24 protein-coding genes are annotated in these 21,825 nt (G+C 73.6%); 12 read left to right on the top strand and 12 right to left on the bottom strand.

From position 1 onward, the window contains the following. From ACFQ3T_RS20885 to ACFQ3T_RS20875, 3 genes are all read right to left on the bottom strand, one after another. Positions 1-1,351: AAA family ATPase (locus ACFQ3T_RS20885; RefSeq protein WP_380725000.1), on the bottom strand; the 1,351-nt coding region annotated here is incomplete at its 3' end. 10 nt (positions 1,352-1,361) lie between these two features. Then, a complete protein-coding gene (locus ACFQ3T_RS20880; protein ID WP_380724999.1) occupies positions 1,362-2,348 on the bottom strand; it encodes a zinc-binding dehydrogenase in 987 nt (328 codons plus the stop codon). Position 2,349: 1 nt separating this feature from the next. Further along, positions 2,350-2,919, bottom strand: coding sequence for an NADPH-dependent FMN reductase (locus ACFQ3T_RS20875; protein WP_380724998.1), 570 nt, complete (start codon positions 2,917-2,919; stop codon positions 2,350-2,352). Positions 2,920-3,046: 127 nt separating this feature from the next. Here ACFQ3T_RS20875 and ACFQ3T_RS20870 point away from each other — a divergent pair, with 127 nt between their 5' ends. Next, entirely contained in the window at positions 3,047-4,357 is a 1,311-nt protein-coding gene (locus ACFQ3T_RS20870; protein ID WP_380724997.1) for an MFS transporter, read from the top strand. A gap of 24 nt (positions 4,358-4,381) precedes the next feature. Here ACFQ3T_RS20870 and ACFQ3T_RS20865 read toward each other — a convergent pair whose 3' ends face one another. Continuing rightward, entirely contained in the window at positions 4,382-4,504 is a 123-nt protein-coding gene (locus ACFQ3T_RS20865) for a hypothetical protein (RefSeq protein WP_380724996.1), read from the bottom strand. 47 nt (positions 4,505-4,551) lie between these two features. Next, entirely contained in the window at positions 4,552-4,821 is a 270-nt protein-coding gene (locus ACFQ3T_RS20860) for a hypothetical protein (RefSeq protein ID WP_380724995.1), read from the bottom strand. An 82-nt stretch (positions 4,822-4,903) separates the two neighbouring features. Between ACFQ3T_RS20860 and ACFQ3T_RS20855 the strand changes: the two genes are divergently transcribed. Then, the gene (locus ACFQ3T_RS20855; protein WP_380724994.1) at positions 4,904-5,743 is read left to right on the top strand and encodes a helix-turn-helix domain-containing protein; all 840 of its coding nucleotides are present in this window, start codon (positions 4,904-4,906) and stop codon (positions 5,741-5,743) included. A 9-nt stretch (positions 5,744-5,752) separates the two neighbouring features. Beyond that, on the top strand, positions 5,753-5,929 hold the full coding sequence (locus ACFQ3T_RS20850; RefSeq protein ID WP_380724993.1) for a DUF397 domain-containing protein: 177 nt from the start codon (positions 5,753-5,755) through the stop codon (positions 5,927-5,929). A gap of 40 nt (positions 5,930-5,969) precedes the next feature. Here the strand turns inward: ACFQ3T_RS20850 and ACFQ3T_RS20845 are convergent, their stop codons facing one another. Then, positions 5,970-8,174 carry a terpene synthase family protein gene (locus tag ACFQ3T_RS20845; protein ID WP_380724992.1) on the bottom strand — a complete coding sequence of 735 codons (2,205 nt, stop codon included), beginning with the start codon at positions 8,172-8,174 and terminating at the stop codon, positions 5,970-5,972. A gap of 205 nt (positions 8,175-8,379) precedes the next feature. Between ACFQ3T_RS20845 and ACFQ3T_RS20840 the strand changes: the two genes are divergently transcribed. The 5 genes from ACFQ3T_RS20840 (at position 8,380) to ACFQ3T_RS20820 (ending at position 13,402) form a co-directional block, all read left to right on the top strand. Beyond that, on the top strand, positions 8,380-8,856 hold the full coding sequence (locus tag ACFQ3T_RS20840) for an SRPBCC family protein (RefSeq protein ID WP_380724991.1): 477 nt from the start codon (positions 8,380-8,382) through the stop codon (positions 8,854-8,856). 82 nt (positions 8,857-8,938) lie between these two features. After that, positions 8,939-9,757 (top strand): ABC transporter ATP-binding protein, encoded by an 819-nt coding sequence (locus ACFQ3T_RS20835; RefSeq protein WP_380724990.1) that lies wholly within the window; start codon positions 8,939-8,941, stop codon positions 9,755-9,757. Between the two features lie 39 nt (positions 9,758-9,796). Then, a complete protein-coding gene (locus tag ACFQ3T_RS20830) occupies positions 9,797-10,762 on the top strand; it encodes an ABC transporter substrate-binding protein (protein WP_380724989.1) in 966 nt (321 codons plus the stop codon). Then, positions 10,762-12,792, top strand: a complete 2,031-nt coding sequence (locus ACFQ3T_RS20825; RefSeq protein ID WP_380724988.1) for an iron ABC transporter permease — start codon at positions 10,762-10,764, stop codon at positions 12,790-12,792. The genes ACFQ3T_RS20830 and ACFQ3T_RS20825 overlap by 1 nt, the downstream gene beginning before the upstream one ends. Positions 12,793-12,904: 112 nt before the next feature. Continuing rightward, positions 12,905-13,402, top strand: coding sequence for a hypothetical protein (locus ACFQ3T_RS20820; RefSeq protein ID WP_380724987.1), 498 nt, complete (start codon positions 12,905-12,907; stop codon positions 13,400-13,402). Here ACFQ3T_RS20820 and ACFQ3T_RS20815 read toward each other — a convergent pair. After that, the gene (locus ACFQ3T_RS20815) at positions 13,393-13,701 is read right to left on the bottom strand and encodes a His/Gly/Thr/Pro-type tRNA ligase C-terminal domain-containing protein (protein WP_380724986.1); all 309 of its coding nucleotides are present in this window, start codon (positions 13,699-13,701) and stop codon (positions 13,393-13,395) included. The genes ACFQ3T_RS20820 and ACFQ3T_RS20815 overlap by 10 nt on opposite strands. On the opposite strand from ACFQ3T_RS20815, the gene ACFQ3T_RS20810 reads away from it, so the two are divergent. Continuing rightward, complete coding sequence (locus ACFQ3T_RS20810) at positions 13,675-13,860, top strand: alpha-L-rhamnosidase C-terminal domain-containing protein (protein ID WP_380725001.1); 186 nt, start codon at positions 13,675-13,677, stop codon at positions 13,858-13,860. The two genes, ACFQ3T_RS20815 and ACFQ3T_RS20810, sit on opposite strands and share 27 nt — an antisense overlap. A 115-nt stretch (positions 13,861-13,975) precedes the next feature. On the opposite strand, the gene ACFQ3T_RS20805 is transcribed toward ACFQ3T_RS20810, so the two are convergent. Together ACFQ3T_RS20805 and ACFQ3T_RS20800 are read right to left on the bottom strand one after the other, a co-directional pair. Then, positions 13,976-15,493, bottom strand: a complete 1,518-nt coding sequence (locus tag ACFQ3T_RS20805) for a serine hydrolase (protein ID WP_380724985.1) — start codon at positions 15,491-15,493, stop codon at positions 13,976-13,978. Between the two features lie 88 nt (positions 15,494-15,581). Beyond that, positions 15,582-17,216, bottom strand: coding sequence for an alkaline phosphatase family protein (locus ACFQ3T_RS20800; protein WP_380724984.1), 1,635 nt, complete (start codon positions 17,214-17,216; stop codon positions 15,582-15,584). An 81-nt stretch (positions 17,217-17,297) separates the two neighbouring features. Here ACFQ3T_RS20800 and ACFQ3T_RS20795 point away from each other — a divergent pair, with 81 nt between their 5' ends. Next, positions 17,298-17,969: a RibD family protein gene (locus ACFQ3T_RS20795; RefSeq protein WP_380724983.1), complete on the top strand. Its 672-nt coding sequence runs from the start codon at positions 17,298-17,300 to the stop codon at positions 17,967-17,969. On the opposite strand, the gene ACFQ3T_RS20790 is transcribed toward ACFQ3T_RS20795, so the two are convergent. Both ACFQ3T_RS20790 and ACFQ3T_RS20785 read right to left on the bottom strand, forming a co-directional pair. Then, a complete protein-coding gene (locus tag ACFQ3T_RS20790; protein ID WP_380724982.1) occupies positions 17,951-18,361 on the bottom strand; it encodes a DoxX family protein in 411 nt (136 codons plus the stop codon). The two genes, ACFQ3T_RS20795 and ACFQ3T_RS20790, sit on opposite strands and share 19 nt — an antisense overlap. Before the next feature lie 10 nt (positions 18,362-18,371). Beyond that, on the bottom strand, positions 18,372-19,094 hold the full coding sequence (locus ACFQ3T_RS20785) for a CDP-alcohol phosphatidyltransferase family protein (RefSeq protein ID WP_380724981.1): 723 nt from the start codon (positions 19,092-19,094) through the stop codon (positions 18,372-18,374). A 44-nt stretch (positions 19,095-19,138) separates the two neighbouring features. Here ACFQ3T_RS20785 and ACFQ3T_RS20780 point away from each other — a divergent pair, with 44 nt between their 5' ends. Together ACFQ3T_RS20780 and ACFQ3T_RS20775 are read left to right on the top strand one after the other, a co-directional pair. Beyond that, the gene (locus ACFQ3T_RS20780; RefSeq protein ID WP_380724980.1) at positions 19,139-20,116 is read left to right on the top strand and encodes a zinc-dependent alcohol dehydrogenase; all 978 of its coding nucleotides are present in this window, start codon (positions 19,139-19,141) and stop codon (positions 20,114-20,116) included. Further along, positions 20,103-20,786 carry a creatininase family protein gene (locus ACFQ3T_RS20775; RefSeq protein WP_380724979.1) on the top strand — a complete coding sequence of 228 codons (684 nt, stop codon included), beginning with the start codon at positions 20,103-20,105 and terminating at the stop codon, positions 20,784-20,786. The genes ACFQ3T_RS20780 and ACFQ3T_RS20775 overlap by 14 nt, the downstream gene beginning before the upstream one ends. On the opposite strand, the gene ACFQ3T_RS20770 is transcribed toward ACFQ3T_RS20775, so the two are convergent. Then, entirely contained in the window at positions 20,715-21,683 is a 969-nt protein-coding gene (locus ACFQ3T_RS20770) for a lysylphosphatidylglycerol synthase transmembrane domain-containing protein (RefSeq protein ID WP_380724978.1), read from the bottom strand. The two genes, ACFQ3T_RS20775 and ACFQ3T_RS20770, sit on opposite strands and share 72 nt — an antisense overlap. Between the last annotated feature and the right edge of the window lie 142 nt (positions 21,684-21,825).

Genomic DNA, 21,825 nt, shown 5'->3' with positions numbered 1-21,825 from the left:
GGTGCCCGCGCCGCGCGGGGTCGGGGGTGAGTTCCGCGGCACGCTGGTAGGCCGACGCGACGGCGACGAAGCCGCCGCGTCCCCGTGCTTCCTCGGCGGTGCGGGCCAGCGCGAGCGCCACGTCCTCGTCCGGCGCGGTGGTGGCCGCGGCCAGGTGCCACGCGCTGCGGTGGGGGTCGTCCACGACGTCGGCCAGCGCGCGGTGCACGGCGAGGCGTCGGACCAGCGACGCGCTCTGGTAGGCGGCGGCGCGGATCAGCGGGTGGCGGAACGTGAGCCGGCCGTCGTCGGACCGCAGGAGTTGGCGCTGCTCGGCCGCTTCCAGGTCGTCCACGGACGCGCCCAGCAGGGCGGCGGCCTTGAAGACGACGCCGGGGTCGCCGGTGTCGTCGGCCGCCGCGACGAGCAGCAGGGTGCGGGTGCGCTCGGGCAGGGCGCCGATGCGGTCGGCGAACGTCTGCTGGATGCGGCTGTGGGTGGGCAGGGCGGCGACGCGGTAGGCGTGCGCGGCGGGCAGGTGGCCTTCGCGTTGCGCGGCGGGGAGTTCGAGGAGCGCCAACGGGTTGCCGCGCGCTTCGCGGGCGATCTGCTCGCGGACGTGGCGCGGGAGGTCGGCGGCGTGCTCGTCCAGCAGGGCGGTGGCGGCGTCCGGGGCGAGGCCGCCGAGGCGCAGGTCCGGCAGGCCGCGGACGGGGAACGGCGGCGCGTGCAGCTCGCGGGCGGCGAAGACCATCGCGATGCCCTCGGCCTGCAGGCGGCGTGCGGCGAACACCAGGGCGTGCGCGGAGCTCTGGTCGAGCCAGTGCGCGTCGTCGACGAGGCAGAGGACCGGTCCGTCGTCGGCGAGGTCGGCCAGGAGGGTGAGGACGGCGAGGCCGACGAGGTGGTGGTCGCCGCCGTCGGCGGGGGCGAGGCCGAGCGCGCCGCGCAGTGCGGCGGCCTGGTTGGGCGGCAACGCGTCGAGCCGGTCCACCGCGCGGCCGAGGAGGAGGTTCAGGCCGGCGAAGGGGACGACCGACTCGGACTCCACCGCCGTGCCGCGCAACACGAGGAACCCGGCCGTGCGGCGGTTCGCTGCGGGGTTGGCGGCGGTCGCAGGGGTTGTGGTGGCGGCGGTGGTTGCGGTTGCGGCGGTAGTGCTGGCGGCGGCCGTGGTGCTGGTGGCGGTGGTGCTGGTGGTTGCGGTCGCGGCGGCGGTGCTGGTTGTGGCGATGGTGGCCGCGTGGGTCAGCAGGGCCGACTTGCCGATCCCCGCCTCGCCGCGCACCACGAGCACGCCGCTGCGACCGGCTCGGGCGTCGGCCAGGAGACCTTCGACCACGGCCAGCTCCGCCGACTGCCCGTGCAGCATGTCCACGACCCTAGCCGGCGTCCGGGACCAGGACGACCTTGCCGATCGTCCGCCGGTCCTCCATCGCCTCGTGCGCCCGCGCCGCGTCCGCCAGCGGGAACGGGTGGACGACCGGGGTCAGCCGGTGGGCGGCGGCTTCGGCCAGCGCCCGTGCCTCCAACGCCCGCAAGCCGCCGAAGCGCTTCGTCACGTGCGGACCCACGGCGACGGTCGCGCTGAGCGAACGGGCGAACAGGTCCGCCGTCGTCACGCGCGCCAGCTCGCCGGACGACGAGCCGAACATCACCAGCCTGCCGCCCGGCGCGAGGAGGTCCACCGCCCCGCGCCCCACCGCGCCGCCGACCCCGTCCAGCACCACGGTCACCTCCCGTCCCCCGAGTTGGGCGATCACGTCCTCCTGCCAGCCGTCCCGCCGGTAGTCGGCGGCGACCGCCGCGCCCGCCCGCAGCACGGCCCGCCGCTTCTCCCCGCACCCGGACAGGCCCACGACCAGCGCCCCCGACCTGGACGCGCCCTGCACGAGCAGGCTGCCGACACCGCCGGCCGCGCCGGTCACGAGGACCACGTCGTCGGGCGCGACCGCCGCCGCGTCCAGCACGCCGAGCGCGGCGCCGCCGGTGCAGACCATCGTCACCGCCGCGGCGAACCCGAGGACGTCCGGCACGACGTGCAGCGCCCCCACCTCCCGCACGGCCAGCTCGGCGTACCCGCCGTGTGCGAGGCCCAGTTGCGTCACCACCCGCTCCCCCAGCCACGACGGCTCGACGTCGGGGCCCACCGCGTCGACGACGCCCGCCACCTCGCTGCCGAGGGTCGCGGGCAGGTCGGGCAACGGCACCCAGTCGCCGCGACCGCGCCGGATCACGGCGTCCACCAGGTGCACGCCCGCGGCGCGCACCGCGATCCGCACCTGGCCGCGCCCCGGTTCCGGGTCGTCGACCTCCTCGTACGACAGGCGGTCGGCGTCACCGAACCCGTGCAGGCGGACGGCACGCACGTCAGGCCCCGTAAGGCCGCTTGGCGCGCGCCTCCTTGAGCGCCGTCCCCCACCACACGAGCTGGTCGAGCACGGTCGTCGCGGCCTTGTTCACCTGCTCCGCCTCCACCGGGTCGCCGGCCTCGTCGAACCGCGTCCACGCGCCGTGGAAGCTGACGGTGTCCCGCACGGTGACCGCGTGCAGCTCGGCGAAGACCTGCCGCAGCTGCTCGACCGCCCGCAGCCCGCCGCCGACGCCGCCGTACGACACGAACCCGACCGGCTTGGCCTGCCACTCGGTGAAGTGCCAGTCGATGGCGCTCTTCAGCGGCGCGGGGAAGCTGTGGTTGTACTCGGGCGTGACGACGACGAACGCGTCCGCCTCGGCCAGGCGCGGCGACACCCGCGCGACCTCCGGCGCCGGGTCCTCGCCGAAGCCGTGCAGGCGGTCGGGCAGGTCGAGGTCGTCCAGGTCCAGCACGTCCACGGCGAGGTCGTCGCGCTGCTTGGCCTGGTCCGCGAACCAGTTCGCGACGACCGGCGCGAACCGGCCCTTCCGCGTGCTGCCCACGATGATCGCCAGCTTGATCATGTCCGGTGTCCTCCTCGGTCGAACCACTGGCGACGACGCTAGGAGCGGGCGGCGGGCGGGGGCATCTGTCACGTGACTGGTCACCTGACGGATTCGACCGGTCGGCACGCGACCATAACGTCGCCTCATGACACAGGACGTGCAGGTCAGGAGCCGTTGGGCGCCGGTCGTGGCGCTCGCGCTGGCGATGTTGGTGGTGACCACCGAGATGACGGTGGCGGCGGTGGTGCTGCCGAGCCTGGGCGCCGAACTGGACGTGGGCCCGGCCGCCACGGCATGGGTGCTGCTCGCCTACACGCTGCCGATGGCGGCGATCGCGATCCCCGCCGGGCGGTGGGTGGACCGGGCGGACGTGCGGTCGGCGTTCCTGCTGGCGCTCGCCGGTGTCGAGGTGGCGAGCGCGCTCACGGCGGTCGCGCCGGTGTTCTGGGTGCTGGTGCTCGGCCGGGTGCTGCAGGGCGTGGCGGCGTCGCTCGTGCTGGCCGGGTACATGCCGATCGTGGTGGCGGCCGTGCTGCCGGAGCAGCGGGGGCGGGCCATCGGGTACGTGATCACGATCATGACGGTCGGCGGGCTGGCGGGCGCGCCGCTGGGCGGGCTCGTGGCGGGCGCGTTCGGGTGGCGGTCGGTGTTCCTGATGAAGCTGCCGCTGCTGGCGGTCGTGCTGTGGCTGGGGTGGCGGTCGCTGCGCGGCGACGGGCGCGGCCTGCCCGTGCCGGACCGGGGGCTGGTGCTGGAAGCGGCGCTGCTGGGCGGCGCGGTCACGGCGCTGCTGCTGGCGTTCGAGGACCGGGCGTGGCTGCTCGTGGTGGCCCTGGTGTTGGCGGTGTGGTGGGGGCGGCTGCCCGCGTCACGGCCGGTGCTCGCGGTGGTGCGGCGGCGGCTGTTCGGGTTGCCGCTGCTGTCGTTGTCGCTGGTGTCGACGTTGGGCGGGGTGATGTTCTTCCTCGTGCCGTACCACGTGACGGACGTGCTGGGCGGCACGCCGGAGGACGTCGGGGTGGCGTTGCTGGTGTTCGTGGGCGGGGTGGGCGCGTTGTCGGCGGTGTCGGGCTCGCTGGCCGACCGGTACGGGCCGTGGGTGGTGGCGTTGGCCGGTTCGGTGCTGAGCGCGGCCGCGCTGGGGCTGCTCGTGCTGCCGGTGACGTCGTTGGTGGACCTGTGCTGGCGGCTGGCCGTGCTGGGTGTCGGGCAGGGCCTGTTCAACACGGCGATCAACACGCTGGTCATGTCGGGCGCGCCGGCGGGGATGGAGGGCGCGGCGGGCGGGTTGAGCGCGACCGCGCGGATGGTCGGCGCGACGGTGGGGCCGGCGGTGGCGGCGTTGGCGGCGGGCCTGGCCGGCAGTGGTGTGGCCGGGTTCCGGACGGGCGTCGCGGTGCTGACGGCGGTCGCGGTGGCCGGGATCGCGGCGCTGGCGTCGGGCAAGCAGCGCTGAACCCCACGTGAACCGCGCTGAACCTCAGCCGAGCAGCGCGGCGAGCTCGTCGGCGGACGCGACGCGGCCTTGGGCGCGGAACAGGGTGAGCGCGCGCTGCCGCGCCTCCCGCGCCTCCGCGTCACGCCCGAGGGGCGAGCACGTCACCGAAGTACTGGAGCACGCTGGGACGCCGCAGCCCCGACCCTCTCCGATCAGGCCGTCCCGGCCCGTTCCCGGAGCTGGTCGCGCCCCTTGGTCAGGCTGGTGACGAGGTGGTCGAGGCTCGCCTCGCCGAGCACCAGCGTCACGCCGTTGGCCACGCCGAACACCTCGCTGCGCTCGCCGACGAACACCTCCACCTCGTCGTCGTCCACGACTTCGACGGTCACCTCCGTCGCCGGGGCGACTTCGAGGACGGTGTGGCTGAAGACGGACCTGTCGCTGAAGTGCATCACTGCCTCCGGGGCGCTGAGAGTGATCACCACGTTATCGGTAAACGTCTACAGGCCGCCATCACTCGATCTAGTGATACGTTTAGGCTTCAGATTCACCTAAGATCAGTTCATGTTCGAGTTGGCCGCGCCCTCGGCGCTCCAGTGGTTGATCGGTGTCGAGCTGGCGCGGTACCGCAAGGAAGCCGGCCTGTCGCTCTCCGAGCTGTCGGCGGCGTGCGGGATCGGCAAGCCCAAGCTCGGCCACATGGAAACCGGCCGGAGCACACAGTACCCGGGCGACATCCGCAAGATCCTCAAGGCCTGCGACGTCGAGCGGGAGAACATCGACCGGCTCGTGCTGCTGAGCAGTCGCGCCGACGACGCGTCGTGGGTGGGCCCGTGGACCGACGTGGTGTCCGACTGGCTGCGCACCATGGTCGGGCTGGAATCCCTGGCACGGCGGGAGTTCGTCTTCGAGCCCATCGTGCTGCCGGGACTGCTCCAGACCGAGGCGTACGCGATGGCCCTGACGACCGGCGCCAGCCGGGTCCGGCCCGACCTGGCCGATCGGCTGGTCGAACTCCGCATGCAGCGCACCCTGTTGCTCGGCAAGGACGAGCCGCTCGAACTGCACGCGGTGATCAACGAACAGGCGCTGCGCCTCCGCGTCGGGGACCAGGAGGTGCTGAACGAGCAGTACCGGCACCTCGTCCGGATGAGCGATCTGCCCAACGTGACCATTCAGGTGGTGCGCCCTGAGGCGGGCCTGCACTCGGCCACCACCGGCCAGTTCATGCTGCTGGACTTCGTCGACGCGCGGTCGATCGTGTACATCGAGATCCAGGACGCGGCGGTGTTCGTGGACGACTCGGCGCGGGTCGGGACCTATACGCTGAGCACGCAAAGCCTGGAGCGGGTCGCGCTGTCGCCTGGCGAGAGCACGGCCCTGATCGAATCGTTGATCACGTAGGAGCCCGCCGTGAAGCCGCAAGACAGGTGGCGTACGAGTAGCTACAGCTCGGAGAACGGCAGCTGTGTGGCCGTCTCGTTCCCCGCGGACGGCCCTGTCGGCGTCCGTGATTCGAAGAATCCGACCGGCCCGCGGCTCGCCTTCCCGGCGAGCGCGTGGACCGGGTTCGTCAAGCGCGCCAAGTGACACCGGGCCGGGGCGGCGTGCGCCCCGGCCCGCCCACTGATCAGTTCAGGCGCGCGTGGACGCGGGTGGAGGCCGTGCCCAGGCCGGTCGGACCGCGCAGCGTCCGCCGCGTGCCGGCGTCGACCCGGTTGTGCTCCTCCAGCGCCGCGTCGCCGTACCGGTACGTCTTCAGGTGCCACTCGAGGACCGCGGCCATCCAGTCTTGGAGCTCCGCCGCGTACTTCAGCAACGTCTCCCGCGCGTCCGGCGCGAGGTCGAACTCCTCGAACAGCGCGGGCAGCTCGATGTCCACGATGTGCTGGAACTGCTTCATCCGCGCGGTCTGCAGGTCGTGCACGACGCCGTAGGCCCGGTCGAGGTCGACGTCGAGGAAGTTCCGCACGACGAGCACGAGGTTGTGCACCTCGCCCTCGTACTGGACCTCCTTCCGGTACGACACCAGGTCGTTGATCATCCACGCGTAGTCGGCCGCGGTGTTCTCCATGTTCTGGACCACCCGCGTCCGGTAGATCTCCGGCGGCACGGTGTTGCCGTGGCCGAACTTCGCGAGGCTCTTCGTCAGGTCGGAGCCGAACGTGCGGCGGCGCATCTCCACGTAGTCGACGGGGTCGGGGATGCGGTTGAGGTGGTGGTTGTGCAGCTCCCACAGCCACGCGTCGATCATCACCGACACAGCCCGGCGGAAGTCCTCCCGGTACTTGCGGTGCATCGACCCCGTGGTGCGGCCCCACAGGTCGGCCAGGCCCCGCTCCAACGGGCTGACCGGCGTGATCGGGGCCGCGCCGTCGATCGGCATCAGCTGCTTCAGCCGTTCCGTGGCGACCTTCGCGGAGGCCAGGTCGGGCGTGCGGCCGAAGACGTACGGGTAGTAGTCGTCGCCGTAGGTGCCCCACGCCAGCCAGTCCGCGGACAGGTTGATCTGCTCCGGCGTGCCGTCCGGGTCGATGCCCGCCGAGCACAGGGCGTAGTCGTAGCCGCGGACCTTCTCCTCGGTCCAGATGCGCGGCACGTCGTCGTAGATGCCCATCTCGCGGCACCACTCGACGTTGTGCTCCAACGCGTCGTGCCAGTGCGGGCTCAGCGTGAGCGGGTAGGGCATGAGCATGTCGGGCCAGTCGAGGTGCGGCACCCGCTCGAACGGCACGTGGCTGAAGCTGCGCAGGCGTTGCGGCGCGGTGGCGATCAGCGCGCGGGCGGCGCTGGTGCCCAGGCCCGTCGGACCGCCGAGCACGGGGTTCGAGGCGACCGCGCCGTCGTTCATGTACCGGCTGGAGCGGGCGTGCCACTCGTGCCCGCCCGCCTGCCAGTCCTGCAACCCCTTCACGTAGGCCAGCACGGCGAGGCGGCCCGCCGGGTCGACGCCGTGCTCGTCCAGCAGCGCCGGCACCTCCGTGACGGCGGTGTGCTCGAACTGGTGCAGCCGGGACGTGAGCAGGTCGTTCACGGCCTCGGCCGCCTCCTGGGTGGGGACGTCGAGGAACTTCTCCAGCACCAGGACGCCGTTGCTCAGCTCGCCCTCGTCCAGCACCTCGCGCTCGTAGGAGAACAGGTCGTTGCGCAGGTGCACGGCGTCGGAGAACGTGTCGCGCAGGACGCCCATCGGGCGGCTCAGGGCGATGCGGGCGGGCACCTCCAGACCGGTGACGTGCTCGACCAGGTTCGCCGACCAGGGCGCGCCGCCCACCTTGCGGCGCATCTCGACGTACTCGATCGGGTTCGAGAGCCGGCCCTCGGAGATGTTCAGCAGCTCCCACATCGACTCGTCGAGGAGGTGCTTGGTGTTGTCGGCGAAGCGCCGCCGCCAGTCCGCCGAGTGGCTGGGGACGGTGCGCTGCCACAGGTCGGCGAGGCCCTTCTCGACCGGGTTCGTCGGCTCCTCGGTGATCGCGCCGTCCACCGGCATGAACAGCGGCAGCCGGTCGAGGTACGCCTTGGCGCCCGCCACGTCCGGGTTGCGCTTGTACAGCTCCACGAAGTGGTCGTCGAAGTAGAAGACCCAGACGTACCAGTCGGTCACCAGGTCGAGGTCGTCGGGCGACGCGTCCGGGTGGGTGTAGGCGCACAGCAGGGCGTAGTCGTGCGAGTCGAGGTCGGCGTCCGTCCAGATGACGGTGCCGTGCTGGGGGACGTCGATCATGTCCATCGCGTGGGCCCACGCCTTGGTGTGCGTGCGCGCGCGTTCCAGGCTGGGGTTCAGCCGCGCCGGGTAGGGCAGGTAGAAGTCCGGCAACTGGAACGGCTGCATGGGTTCGGGCCTCTCGTCGACGTGTACCGCGTGTACGCAACCAGTGCCGTGCGGGACGGGCCAAGACCTGGCGGCACTGATCCACACGTTCGAGCGGTCGCACCCCCCGACCGGCGCAGTCCGGTGGCGCTTTCGGTGGGCACGCGGTGACCGCGTGCGCCTTCGGTGAGCGGTGGAACCGGCCCGGAAGCGGCACACTGGAGTCGTGCCCCGCCTGGAGCCGTTCGACGAGGACTTCTTCGAGGAAGCGCCGCAGCGCCGCACCTACGTGCTGGACCTGCCGGTGTCACCCGAACGTGTGTGGCGAGGGCTGACCGCGTCCAACCCGCTGTGGTGGTGCCGCCTGCTGTCGGCCGAGTACACGTCGCCCCGCCCGTTCGGGATCGGCACGACGCGGCGGGCGCTGGTGCTGGGCGTGCTGCGGCTGGAGGAGCGCTTCTTCCGCTGGGAGGAGGGCCGGCGGCAGTCGTTCTGGGTGAGCCGGGCGAACCTGCCGCTGTTCCGCCGGTTCGGCGAGGACTACCTGGTGGAGCGGACCGCGGGCGGGTGCCGGTTCACGTGGACGTTCGCCTACGAGCCGGCGCTGAAGGCGGGCGGGCGGGTGAACGCGGCGGTGTTCGGGTCGCTGGCGGCCGACACGCGGCGACACTTCGGCACCCCTACCGAACGTCACGCCGGGTGACCGATCCGGCCCGAAATCGGCCGGAAAGTGCAGTAGCTCACGCCCATCCGGGTGAGTGGTCATCTTAGGTTAGGCTCCCCTCATGTCCCAGGGAGACGCGCTGCTCGCAGGCCAGGAACTGGTCCTGGCGCACCACGACCGCGCCGTGGTGCACGGCGTCTCGCTCGGGCTGCGCGCCGGCGCCGTGACGGCGCTCGTCGGCCCCAACGGGTCCGGCAAGTCGACCGTCCTGCGCTCCCTGGCCCGCCTGCACCGCCCGCGCGGGGGCGAGGTGAAGCTGGGCGAGCGCACCGTGTGGGGGCACGCGGCGCTGTCCGGCAAGGAGTTCGCCCGCAACGTCACCCTGCTCACCCAGCAGCGGCCGACGCCGTCCGGCGTGTCCGTGCGCGACGTCGTCTCCTACGGCCGCTACCCGTACCGGACCGGCTGGCGCGGCGTCGACCTGGAGGGCAACGCCGCGATCACCCGCGCCATGGAGCTGACCGGCGTCACCGCGATGGCCGACCGCGGCGTGGACGAGCTGTCCGGCGGCGAGCTCCAGCGCGTCTGGCTGGCGTCGTGCCTGGCACAGCAGACGTCCGTGCTGCTGCTCGACGAGCCGACCAACCACCTCGACCTGCGGTACCAGGTGGAGGTCCTGGACGTCGTCCGCGACCTCGCGAACGACCACGACGTGGCCGTGGGTGTGGTGCTCCACGACCTCGACCACGCGGCGATCATCGCCGACGAGGTGGTGTTGCTGTCGGAGGGCCGGGTCGTCGCGGCGGGCGGGGTCCGCGACGTCCTGACCGGCGAGCACCTCACCCGCGCCTACGGCGTCACGGTGCACGTCGCCGACGACCCGGTGACCGGAGCGATCCACTGCCGCCCGCTGGGCCGGCACACCCCGCGCCCGGTCTGAGCGAATCCCCCGAGAGCCCGAAAGCTGAGAGGTCCGACCATGCGCCTGTTGACCCCTGCCCTCGTCGCGGCGGCCGTCGTGCTGTCCGCGTGCGGCACGACCGAGACGCCGACGACGACGCCGAGCGAGAACGCCGGCGGCCCCGTCAGCGTCACCGACGCCCGCGGCAAGGCCGTCGAGCTGAAGGCGCCCGCCCAGCGCGTCGTCACGCTGGAGTGGGCGGAGACCGAGGTCGTCACCTCGCTGGGTGTCACGCCTGTGGGTGTCGCCGACGCCACCGGCTACAAGACGTGGGACGCCGCCGCGCCGCTCCCCGGCGACGTGAAGGACGTCGGCAAGCGCAACGAGCCCAGCGTGGACGCCATCGTGGCGCTGAACCCCGACGTCGTGATCATGTCCCAGGGCCGTGACGAGACGCTGGCCGGGCAGCTGGAGAAGTACGTGCCGGTCGTCGTCACCAAGTCCAGCGACGCCTCCCGCAACCTCGACCGCCTGCGCGACGACGTGCGGATGATCGCCAAGGCGATCGGCAAGGCGGGCGAGGGCGACACGCTGCTGTCCGAGATGGACACCGCGCTCGCCGACGGCAAGAAGGCCGTCGAGGCCAAGGGCGCGACCGGCACGCCGTTCGTCATGGCCGACGGCTGGCTGGAGGGCAGCACCGTCAACATCCGCCCGTTCGGCAAGGGCTCGCTCGTCTCCGACACCGCCGAGGCCGTCGGCCTGAAGAACGCGTGGACCGGCGAGGTCGACCCGAAGTGGGGCCTCGGCGCCACCGACGTCGAGGGCATGACCGCGATCACCGACCCGAAGACCGTCCTGTTCTACAGCGCGTCCGAGGACGACGTGTTCACCACCGGCCTGGCCCAGAACCCGGTGTGGCAGCGGCTGCCGTTCGTCGTGTCGCAGAAGGTCGTCAAGCTGGAGCCGGGCACGTGGACGTTCGGTGGCCCCAAGTCGGTCATCCGCGTCGCCGAGCAGTTCGTGAAGGCCACCACCGCCTGATGCGCACCGCCGCCGTGACGGCGGGGATCGTGGCGGCCATCGCCGTGCTCTCCGCCGTCCACCTCACCCAGGGCACCGCGTCGACCGGTGTGCTCGACGTGCTCAACGCCCTGGTCGGCAACGGGGACGCGCAGACCCTCGCCGTGCTGGAGGGTTCGCGCGTGCCGCGCCTGCTGGCCGCGCTGCTGCTCGGCGTCGCCCTCGGCGTCGCCGGCGCGGGCATGCAGTCCGTGGCGCGCAACCCGTTGGCGTCGCCGGACACGCTCGCCGTCAACGCGGGCTCGCACCTCGCCGTCGTCGCGATCGCCGCGTTCGGGCTGAGCCTGCCCACGCTGCCGTCGGGGGCGGTGGCGTTCGTCGGCGGGCTCGCCGCGGCGGTCGTCGTGCTCGGGCTGTCCGGCGGCGGGTCCGCGAGCCCTCGGCTGGTGCTCGTCGGCTCGGCCGTCGCGTTGACGCTCCAGTCGGCGACGATCCTGCTGCTGCTCATGTACGAGCAGGAGACCAGCGGGTTGTTCGCGTGGGGCAGCGGGTCGTTGACCGTGAGCGACCTGAACGCGACCGCGCAGATGACGCCCGTGGTGGTCGTGGCGGTGGCGGCGCTGGTGGTGATGGGGCGGTCGCTCGACATCCTGGCCCTGGGTGACGACAACGCGACCGTGCTGGGCTTGAAGGTGCGGCGGACGCGCGTCGGCGCGGTGCTGCTGACCGTGGCGCTGACCGCCGCGTCCGTGACCGTCGCCGGGCCGGTCGGGTTCGTGGGGCTGAGCGCGCCGGTGATCACCCGGCTGCTCGCGCCCGTCGTGCCGGGGCTCGGGCGGCACCGGGTGATGCTGCCGGTGTCCGGGCTCGTCGGCGTGGTGATCGTGCTCGGCGCGGACGTGCTGCTGCGGGCCGTGCTCGGCTCGGCGGAGGCCGTGCGGGTGCCGACCGGTGTCATGACGACGGTCCTCGGCGCGGCCGTGCTGGTCTGGCTCGCCCGACGCGGGCGGTCCAGCGGCACGCCGCGGCAGGCCCCGGCCGGGCGGGTCGGTGTGGCCGGGTCGCGACGTCGGCTGGCGGTGATCTCGGCGTCCCTGGTCGTGCTGGTGGTCGCCGCGCCCGTCGCCGGGCTGATGCTCGGCGACCGGCTGGTGCTGCTGGGTGACCTGGCGAACTGGATCGCGGGGCGGTCCGGGACCGCGTTGACGTTCGTCGTCGACCAGCGGTTGCCGCGCGTGCTGGCGGCGTTGGTGGCGGGCGCGGCGCTGGCCGTGGCCGGGTGCGGCATCCAGTCCGTGAGCCGCAACCCGTTGGCGGAACCCGGTCTGCTCGGCATCACCGCGGGCGCGGGGCTCGGCGCGATCGCGTTGATCACCGTCGTGCCGCTGGCCGGCGCGTGGCACATCGCGGGCGCGGCCGGCGTCGGCGCGGTGGTGGCGTTCGCGCTGGTCTACGGGCTGGCGTGGCGGTCGGGGCTCGACTCGGACCGGCTCGTCGTCATCGGCATCGCCACGTGGTCGGCCGGGATGGCGCTGATCACGCTGCTGATCGTCATGTCGGACCCGTGGAACACGGCGAAGGCGCTGACGTGGCTGTCCGGGTCGACGTACGGGCGGACGTTGGAGCAGGTGCTGCCGACGGCGCTGGCGCTGGCGCTCCTCACGCCGCTGCTGTGGGCGCGGCACCGCGAGCTGGACCTCCACAGCCTGGACGAGGACACGCCCCGCGTGCTCGGCATGCGGGTCGAGCGGTCGCGGCTGGTGATCCTCGCGGCGGCCGGGGTGCTCGCGGCCACCGCCGTGTCCGCGATCGGGGTCGTGGCGTTCGTCGGGCTGGTCGCGCCGCACCTCGCGCGCTCGCTCGTCGGCGGGCGGCACGCGCGGGTCATCCCCGTCGCGGCGGCGTTGGGCGCGGTGCTCGTGTCGATCGCGGACACCGTGGGGCGGACCGTCATCGCGCCCGCGCAGGTGCCCGCCGGGCTGGTGATCTCGTTGATCGGCACGCCGTACTTCGTGCTCGTGCTGTGGCGGACGCGGGAGATGCGGACCTAGGTCGCCCTCACGGCGGACCCATGCCTTGAAGACATGGGCACAGGTCTTGGACTCACGGCACGGTTCTGCGGTCTGCTTGACCCCGGATCGCACCAGCAGTGAGGAAACCTCCATGTACCAACGGATCGGTCTGGCGGTGCTGGCGCTCGTCGCGGTGGCGGCGTGCGGTCAGGTGGCCTCCACGGACGGTGGGACGTCGACACCGGGCACGGCGGGCACCGCGGCGGGCACGGCGGGCACGGCGGCGAGCACGGAGTCCGTGCCGCTGTCCGAGGCCGACCGGGCCGCCGCGCCCGAGTTGGCGAAGCGGTTCGCGGAAGCCGCCAACGCGGGTGACGCGGAGGCCGTCGCGGCGACGTTCGCGGAGGACGCGCGGTTCGACAGCGCGGGTCGGATCTACCCGTCCCGCGCCGACATCATGGACCGCTTCCTCACCCCCGAGGTCATCACGCCCGGCGGCAAGTACACCGTCACCGGCGAGCGCTGGAACGGCTCCCGCTACCGCGTGGACTACGAGTACTCCACCGGGCGCGGCGGCACGGAGGTCTTCTACTACGAGTTCCTGGTGCGGGACGGGCTCATCCAGGACGTCGTCGGCCGCTACAGCTGACCGCCCGGCGACCAGGTCCGCGGGTCCGCCGCCACCTGCGCGCCGCTGACCAGGTCCTTGACCTCGTGGTCCCCGCCCTCCCCGAACGGCGGGAACCACACGAACGGGATGCCCTTGCGCGACGCGTACCGGACCTGCCTGGCCACCTTGTCCTCCTGGTGGTACAGCTCGACGTTGAACCCGTTGTCCCGCAACGCCTTCGCGGTGCCCGTCGCGCGCCGACGGCCGTCCTTCGGGAGCACCACGAGCACGTCGGTCGGCGAGCTCGGCCCCTGGTCGAGGAGCCCGGCGGAGAGCACCTTGGCGAAGATCCGGGTCAGGCGTGGCGGCGTTCCGGCGACGTGTTCGCGCTGGACGTCCGCGTGCCGGTGAACGCGGTGGCGGACGTGGTGCTGCCGAACAGGAGGCGGCAGCGGCTCGGCTCCGAGTACCACCACCTGACGTCCCGCGTCGAGTGAGCCGGGACCGCCGGGACCGGTTGGCCGCGACGAGGTTCGAGGCCTGTGGGACGCCCGGCCGCGTTCCGCCGACCTCCCGCCGGCCCGGGGTGAGCCGGCGGGAGGTCGGCGCGGGTCAGCGCAGCCCGGCGACGATCCGGTCCACGGCCGCGCCCAGCTTGGCGTACTTCTCGGTGTACAGCACCGGGAAGACGCCGGGCGGGTCGGCCGGGCGGTAGGTGTCGACGTAGTCGGTGCCCAGGTTGCTGAACGCCACGACGATGTAGTTGCGCGGCTCCTTGCCCGGCAGGGACCGCACGATCCCCGCGTCGCTGCCGGTCGTGTCGACCCAGCCCGTCTTGTGGCCGAACCGCACCTCGGCGACCGCGTCGCACGGCCGCACGTCCCGGTCGTACACGGCCGCGCCCACGGTCATGGTGCCGTCCGGCTTGACCCAGCGCGGCGGCGTGACCTGGCGGATGCCCTGCACCGGGTAGCCGCGGCCGCACCAGTTCGTGGTGGACAGCATCTCGTTGTGGCCCTGGTCGTACAGGGACTTCAGGAACTGGGCGCGGGACGCGTCGCTCAGCACGTGCCGCGTGACGGCACGGCCGGCGGGCGTGGTCCACAGGGTGCCGTGGCCGCCGTTGACCAGCAGGAGCAGCTTGGCGGTGTCGATGCTGCTCATGTTCGAGCCGATCCACCGGCCGCCGTTGTCCGGGTTGGTGCCGGTCACCATCAGCGTCGGGAGGCCGAGCTCGACGAACGTGCGGTTGACCTCGTCCCACGCGCGCAGGTCGTGGAGCAGCTTGATCAGCGCGCAGGTCGACTCGTTCTGCGACTTGGTGATCATGTCGTCGAAGTGGCGCCGGACGACCCTGCTCGACGCGCCGCCGCACGCCGGGTTGATCGTCACCGGTCGGTAGTCGTACACGGAGTCGAGGTTGATCCGGCCCTGGTCCGCCAGTCGCAGCACGCCGAAGCCGACCATGAGCTTCAGCACCGACGCCGGGTACGGCGAGGAGAAGTCGATCGGGGCGTTCTCCCGGCCGGCGAGCACGTCGCGGGTGCCCCGGCCGCCGTTGACGTCCCACTCGGTGTCGTCCCACCAGCGGTAGCGCACCTGGTCGGTGGACAGCGTCCGCCGGTCCAGCGGCACCACGACGCCGTTCGGGTACTGCGGGCTGAGCAGCACGTCCGCCATCCCGAGCGGCGTGCCGTAGCGGCCGAGTTCGATCACCGTGAGGTCGAGGTTCGGCATCTGGTGCAGGGGCCGCGCCGCGGCCGCGGACAGCCGCCGTTCCGGTTCGCCGGCCACCGAGTCGTACTTCTCCGGCGCGCCCGCCTTGGACGCCGCCACCTGGTCCGGCGGGGTCAGGTCGAGCACGTCCTTGAAGTCCTGCGCCACGACCGCCTGCCGCAGCGCCTCGGCCAGCCGGGCGCTCACCTCGTCCGGGTGGGCCACCGCGGCCTGCGTCACCGGGTCGGTCGCCGTTCTCGAATCGGTCACCGCCGTCGGGTCGGCCACCGTCTTCGGATCGGTCACCGCCGTCGGGTCGGCCCCCGCGGCGGGCGCCGTCGCCGTCGCGCCGGACACCGCCGTCGCCGCCACCAGCGCGGTCGCGGCGAGCAACCCCCGTCTGAACGTCCTCATCCCACTCCCCCGGAAAGTCGATCGTGCGTGCCGCCACTGAAAGTAGAGCATCCGTCACCGGTGCGTGACGGCGTTTCCCCGGCCGCGGCTAGCGGAACGTGGTGAGGAACTGGTCGCGGAACGCGTGCATGGGGCGGACCGGCGCGTCCGGGCCGGGCTTCAGGCCCTCGGACCAGCCCCAGCCGGACGTGCGAGCCAGGACGGCCGGGTCGCGGGCCACGACGGTGACCGGCACGTCCCGGCCCGCGCCGTCGCCGGTCACCGTGGGCGCGGGCTGGTGGTCGCCGAGGAACACGAGCACGAGGTCGTCGTCGCCGTAGGTCTCGACGTACGACACCAGCGTGTTCACCGAGTACTCGACGGACCGGGCGTAGTCCGCCCGCACCGCCGCCGGGTCACGGCCGAAGATCGCCTCCGCCGGCGCCTCGCCCGACGTCATGGCGCGGTACACGGACCCGTCGCCGACCTCGTCCCAGCCGACCGGCGACGGGAGCGGCGACCACGGCACGTGGCTGGACAGCAGCGGGATCGCGGCCATCACCGGCGCGTGGTCGGCGTCGCGCTCGGCCCGCTGGAACGCCGCCAGCGTGTACTGGTCGGGCATGGTCGCGTAGCCGAACCGCGGACCCCGGTAGCCGAGGTCGCCGGACGCGTAGACGCGGTGGTAGTCGAAGAACCCGCCCTCCGGCCAGGCCCGCGTGATGCCCGGCGCGACGCCGACCGACCGCCAGCCCGCCTGCCGGAACGCGCCGCCGAGCGTCAGCCGGTCGCTCGACACCAGCGTCCGGTACCGCTGCTGGTTGTCGACCCACAGCCCGGACATCAGGGTGGCCTGGGCGAGCCAGCTGCCGCCGCCCGCCGTGGGCGAGGTGAGGAACGCGCTGCGCGAGCCGTACCAGGCGGCGGCGAGCCGGGCCGTGCCCGCGTCGAGCGCCGCGCCGACCCGTGCCGCGATCTCCGGGTGCTCCACCGCGGCACGCCCGTAGCTCTCCACGAACGCGAGCACGACGTCCTTGCCGCGCAACGCCGTCAGCAGCTCGTCGCCCGGCGTGCCGCGGAACGCGTCCACGGCGGCCTCCGCCGCGAACCGGTCCTTGTCCCGCAACCCCACGCCGACCTGGCGCGCGCGGTCGTAGGCGAACTCCGCCGCGCTGTGCGACGCGATCGGCACGCCGGGCGCGAGCCGCAGGCCGGGCGCGGCGCACGTGAGCCACACGACCGCCACCACCGCGACCGACCGCGTGACCACGAGCCGGTGCCGCCCCACCGCCCGCGTCAGCCGCAGCACGGACCGCGTCGTCAGCACCACCAGCGCGACCGCCAGCGCCACGGCGCCCACCACCGCCGCGACCGCCGCGAACCGGCCCGCCGTCACGTCCACGTAGTCCACCGCGGGCGTCAGCAACGGCCAGTCCAGCACCAGGTCGAACGGCCGGTGCAGCACGGCGTGGAACCCGAGGTCCAGCGCCTTCACCACCAGCAGCACGCCGAGCAGCGCCCCGCCCGCCACCGCCGCGGGCCGGCGCGCCCGTTCCGGCAGCACGAGCGCCAGCGCCACGCCGAGCAGCCCTTCCAGCGGGAGGCGCAGGAACGCGGCGGGCGTGAACCGGTCGAACTGGCTCGGCACGACCAGCGCGGACACCACGAACACGGCCGCGGCGACGGTCAGCGCGACCGTCCCCACCGCACGGCGGCCGCGCCCGTCCGCACCACCCTCCGGCATGCCGTCCCCTCGTCCACCCGGTCTTGATCAGTACAACGCGGGATCGGCCACCCCCGGTTCAACGGTGGGTACGGTGGCCGCGTGACTCGTCCGTACGTCCTCCTCAGCGTCGCGGTCAGCGTGGACGGCTACATCGACGACGGGCGCGCCGAGCGGTTCCCGCTGTCCAACGCCGAGGACTTCGACCACGTCGACCGGGTGCGCGCGGAGTCGGACGCGATCCTGGTCGGCGCGGGCACGATCCGCCGCGACGACCCGCGCCTCCTGGTCAACAGCCCCGAACGGCGTGCCGCCCGCGTCGCGGGGGGACGGTCCGAGCACCCGCTGAAGGTCGCCGTCACCGGCACCGGCGACCTCGACCCGGACCGCAGGTTCTGGCGCCACGGCGGCGACAAGCTCGTCTACACCACGGATTCCGGCCGGACGCGCGCCGTCACGGCGGTCGGCGCGCTGGCGGAGGTCGTGGCCCTCGGCCCGGACGTCGACTTCGGCGTGCTGCTGGACGACCTCGGCGGCCGCGGCGTCGAACGGCTCATGGTGGAGGGCGGCGGCACGATCCACACCGCGTTCCTCGCCGCCGGTCTGGCCGACGAGATCCGGATGGCCGTCGCGCCGATGCTGATCGGCCGGGACGCCGCGCCGAGGTTCGTCAACCCGGCGCCGTTCCCGGGCGGGCCGGCCCGCCGCTTCCACCTGGAAGAGGTGAGCAGGCTCGGCGACGTCGCCGTGCTGCGCTACTTCCCGAAAGCCTGAAGCAGCGCGCGCACGGTGTCGCGGCGGAACCACGCCACCACGGCCGCCAACGCCAGCAGCACCGCGGGCAGCACCGCGCCGTCCGGGTCGCCGAGGACGACCAGTTCCGTGCCGACCGCGCCCGCCATCACGCCGACCAGCCCCAACGCGGCGAGCCCGCACAGCCGGGGCACGAGCAGGCCGAGCGCCCCCGCGACCTCCAGCACGCCGGTGACGTGCCGGAGCCACTGCCCGATGCCGATCTTGTCGAACTTGCCGACGAACGCGTCACCGAACAACAGCACCCCGCTGTAGGCGAAGTACGCCGCCAGCACCGCCTGCAACGCCCACAGCAGGACGTTCCCGACGCCGCGCGCCCGCACGGTCCCCACCCGATCAGCCGAATCGGACATCACGCACTCCTCACACCGAAACCGAAGCACTGCGCCACAACCACGTGATGTCGCGGCCGAACGACCAGACGAGCGCGGCGAGCGCGAGTCCGACCAGGACCGCCGCGTGCGGGACCAGGCCCGACACGGCGACGACGAGCACGATCCCCTGCACCGCGGCGACCACCTTGCGCGCGTGGCTCGGCGGCAACGCCCCGCGCAGCCAACCCCACACCCACGACGCCGCGACGAACGCGTACCGCAGCGCGCCCATCACCAGCACCCACGGCCCGAACGCCGCCGCGACGTGCACGCTCAGCACCAGGATGAGGAACGCGTCGACCTCCATGTCGAACCGCGCGCCCAGCGGTGACGCGGTGCCCGTGCGGCGGGCGACCTGGCCGTCCACGAAGTCCAGCGCCAGCGCCACGGACGCCATCCCGACGACCAGCGCCGTCTCGGCCGACCCGTCCGCGACGAGCGCCGTGACGCCGCCGACCAGCAGCCCCCGGGCCAACGTCACCCGGTCGACCGGCCCGAGCACCCCGGCGTGCGCCTGGACGGCGCCGCTCAGCAACACCTGCGTGGCGAGCGCGTAGCCGAGGCCCGCGACCCAGCCCAGCGGCCCCAGCCCCACCGCGCACTCCAGCACGCCGAGCAGGAGCACCTGCACGCCCGCCCAGAGCGCCGGCTCCGCGTTCGATCGCCACGCCTCGCGCACGGACGCCGCCGTGCTGTGCTGAAGTGTCGTCATCGTGCCCCTCGTGGCGGTGGCCCTCGTCTACCGGAGGTTTACAGATGACACGCTCTGCGAGGGCCTTGTGGTTCACCTCGGCGGGAAAAAGTGAAGTCCGACCGGTGGCGCTGCCCGAGCCCGGACCCGGCGACGTCGTCGTCCGCACCCTGTTCTCGGGCATCAGCCGGGGCACGGAAGCCCTGGTCCTGCGCGGCGGCGTGCCGGAGAACCAGCGGGAGGCGATGCGCGCGCCGTTCCAGGAGGGCGACTTCCCGTGGCCGGTGAAGTACGGCTACCTCAACGTCGGCGTGGTCGAGGAAGGACCGGGGCGCGGTCGCACGGTGTTCTGCCTCTACCCGCACCAGACGCGGTACGTCGTGCCCGCCGACGCGGTGACGCCCGTGCCGGACGGGGTGCCCGCCGCGCGGGCCGTGCTCGCCGGGACGGTGGAGACGGCGGTGAACGCGGTGTGGGACGCGAAACCGCTGCTGGGCGACCGGATCGCGGTCGTCGGCGGCGGGATGGTCGGGTGCGCGGTGGCCGCCGTGCTGGCCCGGTTCCCCGGCGTGCGGCTGCAACTGGTCGACGCCGATCCCGGCCGTGCCGCGGTGGCCGCCGCGCTGGGCGTGGACTTCGCGTCACCCGACGACGCGGCGGGCGGCCTCGACCTCGTCGTCCACGCGAGCGCGACCGAGGCGGGGCTGGCGCGGTCGTTGGCGCTGCTCGCGCCGGAGGGCCGGGTGGTGGAGCTGAGCTGGTACGGCGACCGCCGCGTCAGCCTGCCGCTGGGCGAGTTCTTCCACTCCCGGCGGCTCCGGTTGGTCAGCAGCCAGGTCGGCGTGGTCGCCCGGCCCGACCGCACCTACGCCGAACGCATGGCGCTCGCGCTGGACCTGCTCGCCGACCCGGCGTTCGACGCGCTGATCACCGGCGAGACGCCGTTCGAGGACCTGCCGGGCGTGCTGCCCGAGCTGGCGAGCGGCGAGCTGCCCGCCCTGTGCCACCGGGTTCGCTACGGTGCCGACCATGTTCCTGCCTGACACCACCGCGGACGTGCGGGCCCGCGGGGCGACCGTCGCCGTCCTGCCCGTCGGCAGCCACGAGCAGCACGGCCCCCACCTGCCGCTGGCCACGGACACCGTCGTCGCGTGGGAGGTCGCGCGGGCGATCGCCGACGCCCACCCCGTCCAGCTGCTCCCGCCGGTCACGATCTCGTGCTCGCACGAGCACGCGGCCTGGCCGGGCACCGTCAGCATCTCGGCCCGCACGCTGCACGCCGTGGTGCTGGACGTCGCCGAGTCGCTGCGCCGATCCGGCGTGCCGAACCTGGTGCTGGTCAACGGCCACGGCGGCAACTACGTGCTGTCGAACGTGGTGCAGGAGTCGGAGGGGATGGCGTTGTTCCCCGGCAGCGCCGACTGGGCCGCGGCACGGGCCGCCGCCGGGCTGGAGACGTCGTCCCGCGCCGACATGCACGCGGGCGAACTGGAGACGTCCATCCTCCTGCACACCCATCCGGACCTGGTGAAATCCGGTTACGAGACGGGCGACCACCTGGCCGACGACCGGCCGCACCTGCTGACGCGCGGCCTCGCGCCGTACACGCCGTCCGGGGTGGTCGGGCGGCCGTCGCTGGCGTCAGCCGAGAAGGGCCGGGACGTGCTCGCGGCGCTCGTCGGGGCGTTCGGGCCGTACCTCGACCTGTTCTGATCCGGCTCGTCCCGGCCTTCGGCGGACCAGCGTGAGCACGCCCGGCAGGCTGCCGACCAGCGCCAGCACGCCGTAGACGACGCCGGTGGTGAGCCCCTGCGCGGCGCCGAGGCCGGCCGTGCCGAACGCCACCGCCAGGAACGCCTCGCGCGGCCCGAACCCGCCGACGTTCAGCGGCACGGCCATGACCAGCAACGCGAGCACGGCCAGGGGGACCAACCGCCCGGTCGACGCCTCGACGCCCGCCGCCCGGGCCGCCACGACGAACAGGGCGACGTGCCCGGCCACCGCCACCGCCGACAGCGCCACCACCTCGGGCAGCGCCCGGCGGTTCACCAGGCCCGCGCGGGCGTCCGCCCACGTCGTCCGCAACGCGCCGCGCACCCTCGCCGAACACGCCACGCCCACCGCCGCTCCCACCGCCCCCACGACCAGGACCGCCACCAGCACGGCCACCGGCACTCCGGGCACGTCGACCAACGCCGACCCGGCGAGGCCGAGGGCGAGGGCGACGAGGACCACCTGCCCGGCGAACCGCTCGAACAGCACGGCCCGTACCCCGCGGCCCACGTCGCCGGACCGCCGGCCGTGGCTCACCGCGCGGTGCACGTCCCCGAGGACCCCGGCGGGCAGCACGGCGTTGAGGAGCGACGCCCGGTAGTAGTCCGCCACGGCAGCGCGGAGGGTGAGCGGCAGGCCGAGGCCGTGCGCGATCACGCGCCAGCGCCACGCGGCGCACACCGTCGTCAGCAGCCCCAGGCCGAGCGCGGCGACGACCGACCGGCCGTCGACGGCCCGGAGCCCGGCCGCGAACGCGTCCGCGCCCAGCCGCCACCCGAGCGCCACCAGGATGCCGACCGCGCCGAGCAGCCTCAGCCACGGCCACAGCCGTCTCACCGCGGCACCGCCAGCAGGTCGGTGTGGTGCACGACGACCCGCGGGCCGGTGTCGAGCCTGCGCCGCAGGTAGTCGGGCGCCGCGTCGGCCAGCCGCGGTTCCTGCTCGACCGCCGCGCCCACCCAGCCGCGCAGCCACTCGG

This window comes from Saccharothrix hoggarensis (genome assembly GCF_042678885.1).
Classification (GTDB): domain Bacteria; phylum Actinomycetota; class Actinomycetes; order Mycobacteriales; family Pseudonocardiaceae; genus Actinosynnema; species Actinosynnema hoggarensis.
The sequence above is the reverse complement of the archived record's forward strand: the minus strand, read 5'-3'. Positions and strand labels throughout refer to the sequence as shown.

Bases quoted from the DNA above. Each gene is read 5' to 3' on its own strand.
- ACFQ3T_RS20875 (WP_380724998.1), bottom strand. From the start codon at position 2,919: ATGATCAAGCTGGCGATCATCGTGGGCAGCACGCGGAAGGGCCGGTTC.
- ACFQ3T_RS20870 (WP_380724997.1), top strand. From the start codon at position 3,047: ATGACACAGGACGTGCAGGTCAGGAGCCGTTGGGCGCCGGTCGTGGCG.
- ACFQ3T_RS20855 (WP_380724994.1), top strand. From the start codon at position 4,904: ATGTTCGAGTTGGCCGCGCCCTCGGCGCTCCAGTGGTTGATCGGTGTC.
- ACFQ3T_RS20845 (WP_380724992.1), bottom strand. From the start codon at position 8,174: ATGCAGCCGTTCCAGTTGCCGGACTTCTACCTGCCCTACCCGGCGCGG.
- ACFQ3T_RS20835 (WP_380724990.1), top strand. From the start codon at position 8,939: ATGTCCCAGGGAGACGCGCTGCTCGCAGGCCAGGAACTGGTCCTGGCG.
- ACFQ3T_RS20830 (WP_380724989.1), top strand. From the start codon at position 9,797: ATGCGCCTGTTGACCCCTGCCCTCGTCGCGGCGGCCGTCGTGCTGTCC.
- ACFQ3T_RS20825 (WP_380724988.1), top strand. From the start codon at position 10,762: ATGCGCACCGCCGCCGTGACGGCGGGGATCGTGGCGGCCATCGCCGTG.
- ACFQ3T_RS20820 (WP_380724987.1), top strand. From the start codon at position 12,905: ATGTACCAACGGATCGGTCTGGCGGTGCTGGCGCTCGTCGCGGTGGCG.
- ACFQ3T_RS20805 (WP_380724985.1), bottom strand. From the start codon at position 15,493: ATGAGGACGTTCAGACGGGGGTTGCTCGCCGCGACCGCGCTGGTGGCG.
- ACFQ3T_RS20800 (WP_380724984.1), bottom strand. From the start codon at position 17,216: ATGCCGGAGGGTGGTGCGGACGGGCGCGGCCGCCGTGCGGTGGGGACG.
- ACFQ3T_RS20790 (WP_380724982.1), bottom strand. From the start codon at position 18,361: ATGTCCGATTCGGCTGATCGGGTGGGGACCGTGCGGGCGCGCGGCGTC.
- ACFQ3T_RS20785 (WP_380724981.1), bottom strand. From the start codon at position 19,094: ATGACGACACTTCAGCACAGCACGGCGGCGTCCGTGCGCGAGGCGTGG.
- ACFQ3T_RS20780 (WP_380724980.1), top strand. From the start codon at position 19,139: ATGACACGCTCTGCGAGGGCCTTGTGGTTCACCTCGGCGGGAAAAAGT.
- ACFQ3T_RS20775 (WP_380724979.1), top strand. From the start codon at position 20,103: ATGTTCCTGCCTGACACCACCGCGGACGTGCGGGCCCGCGGGGCGACC.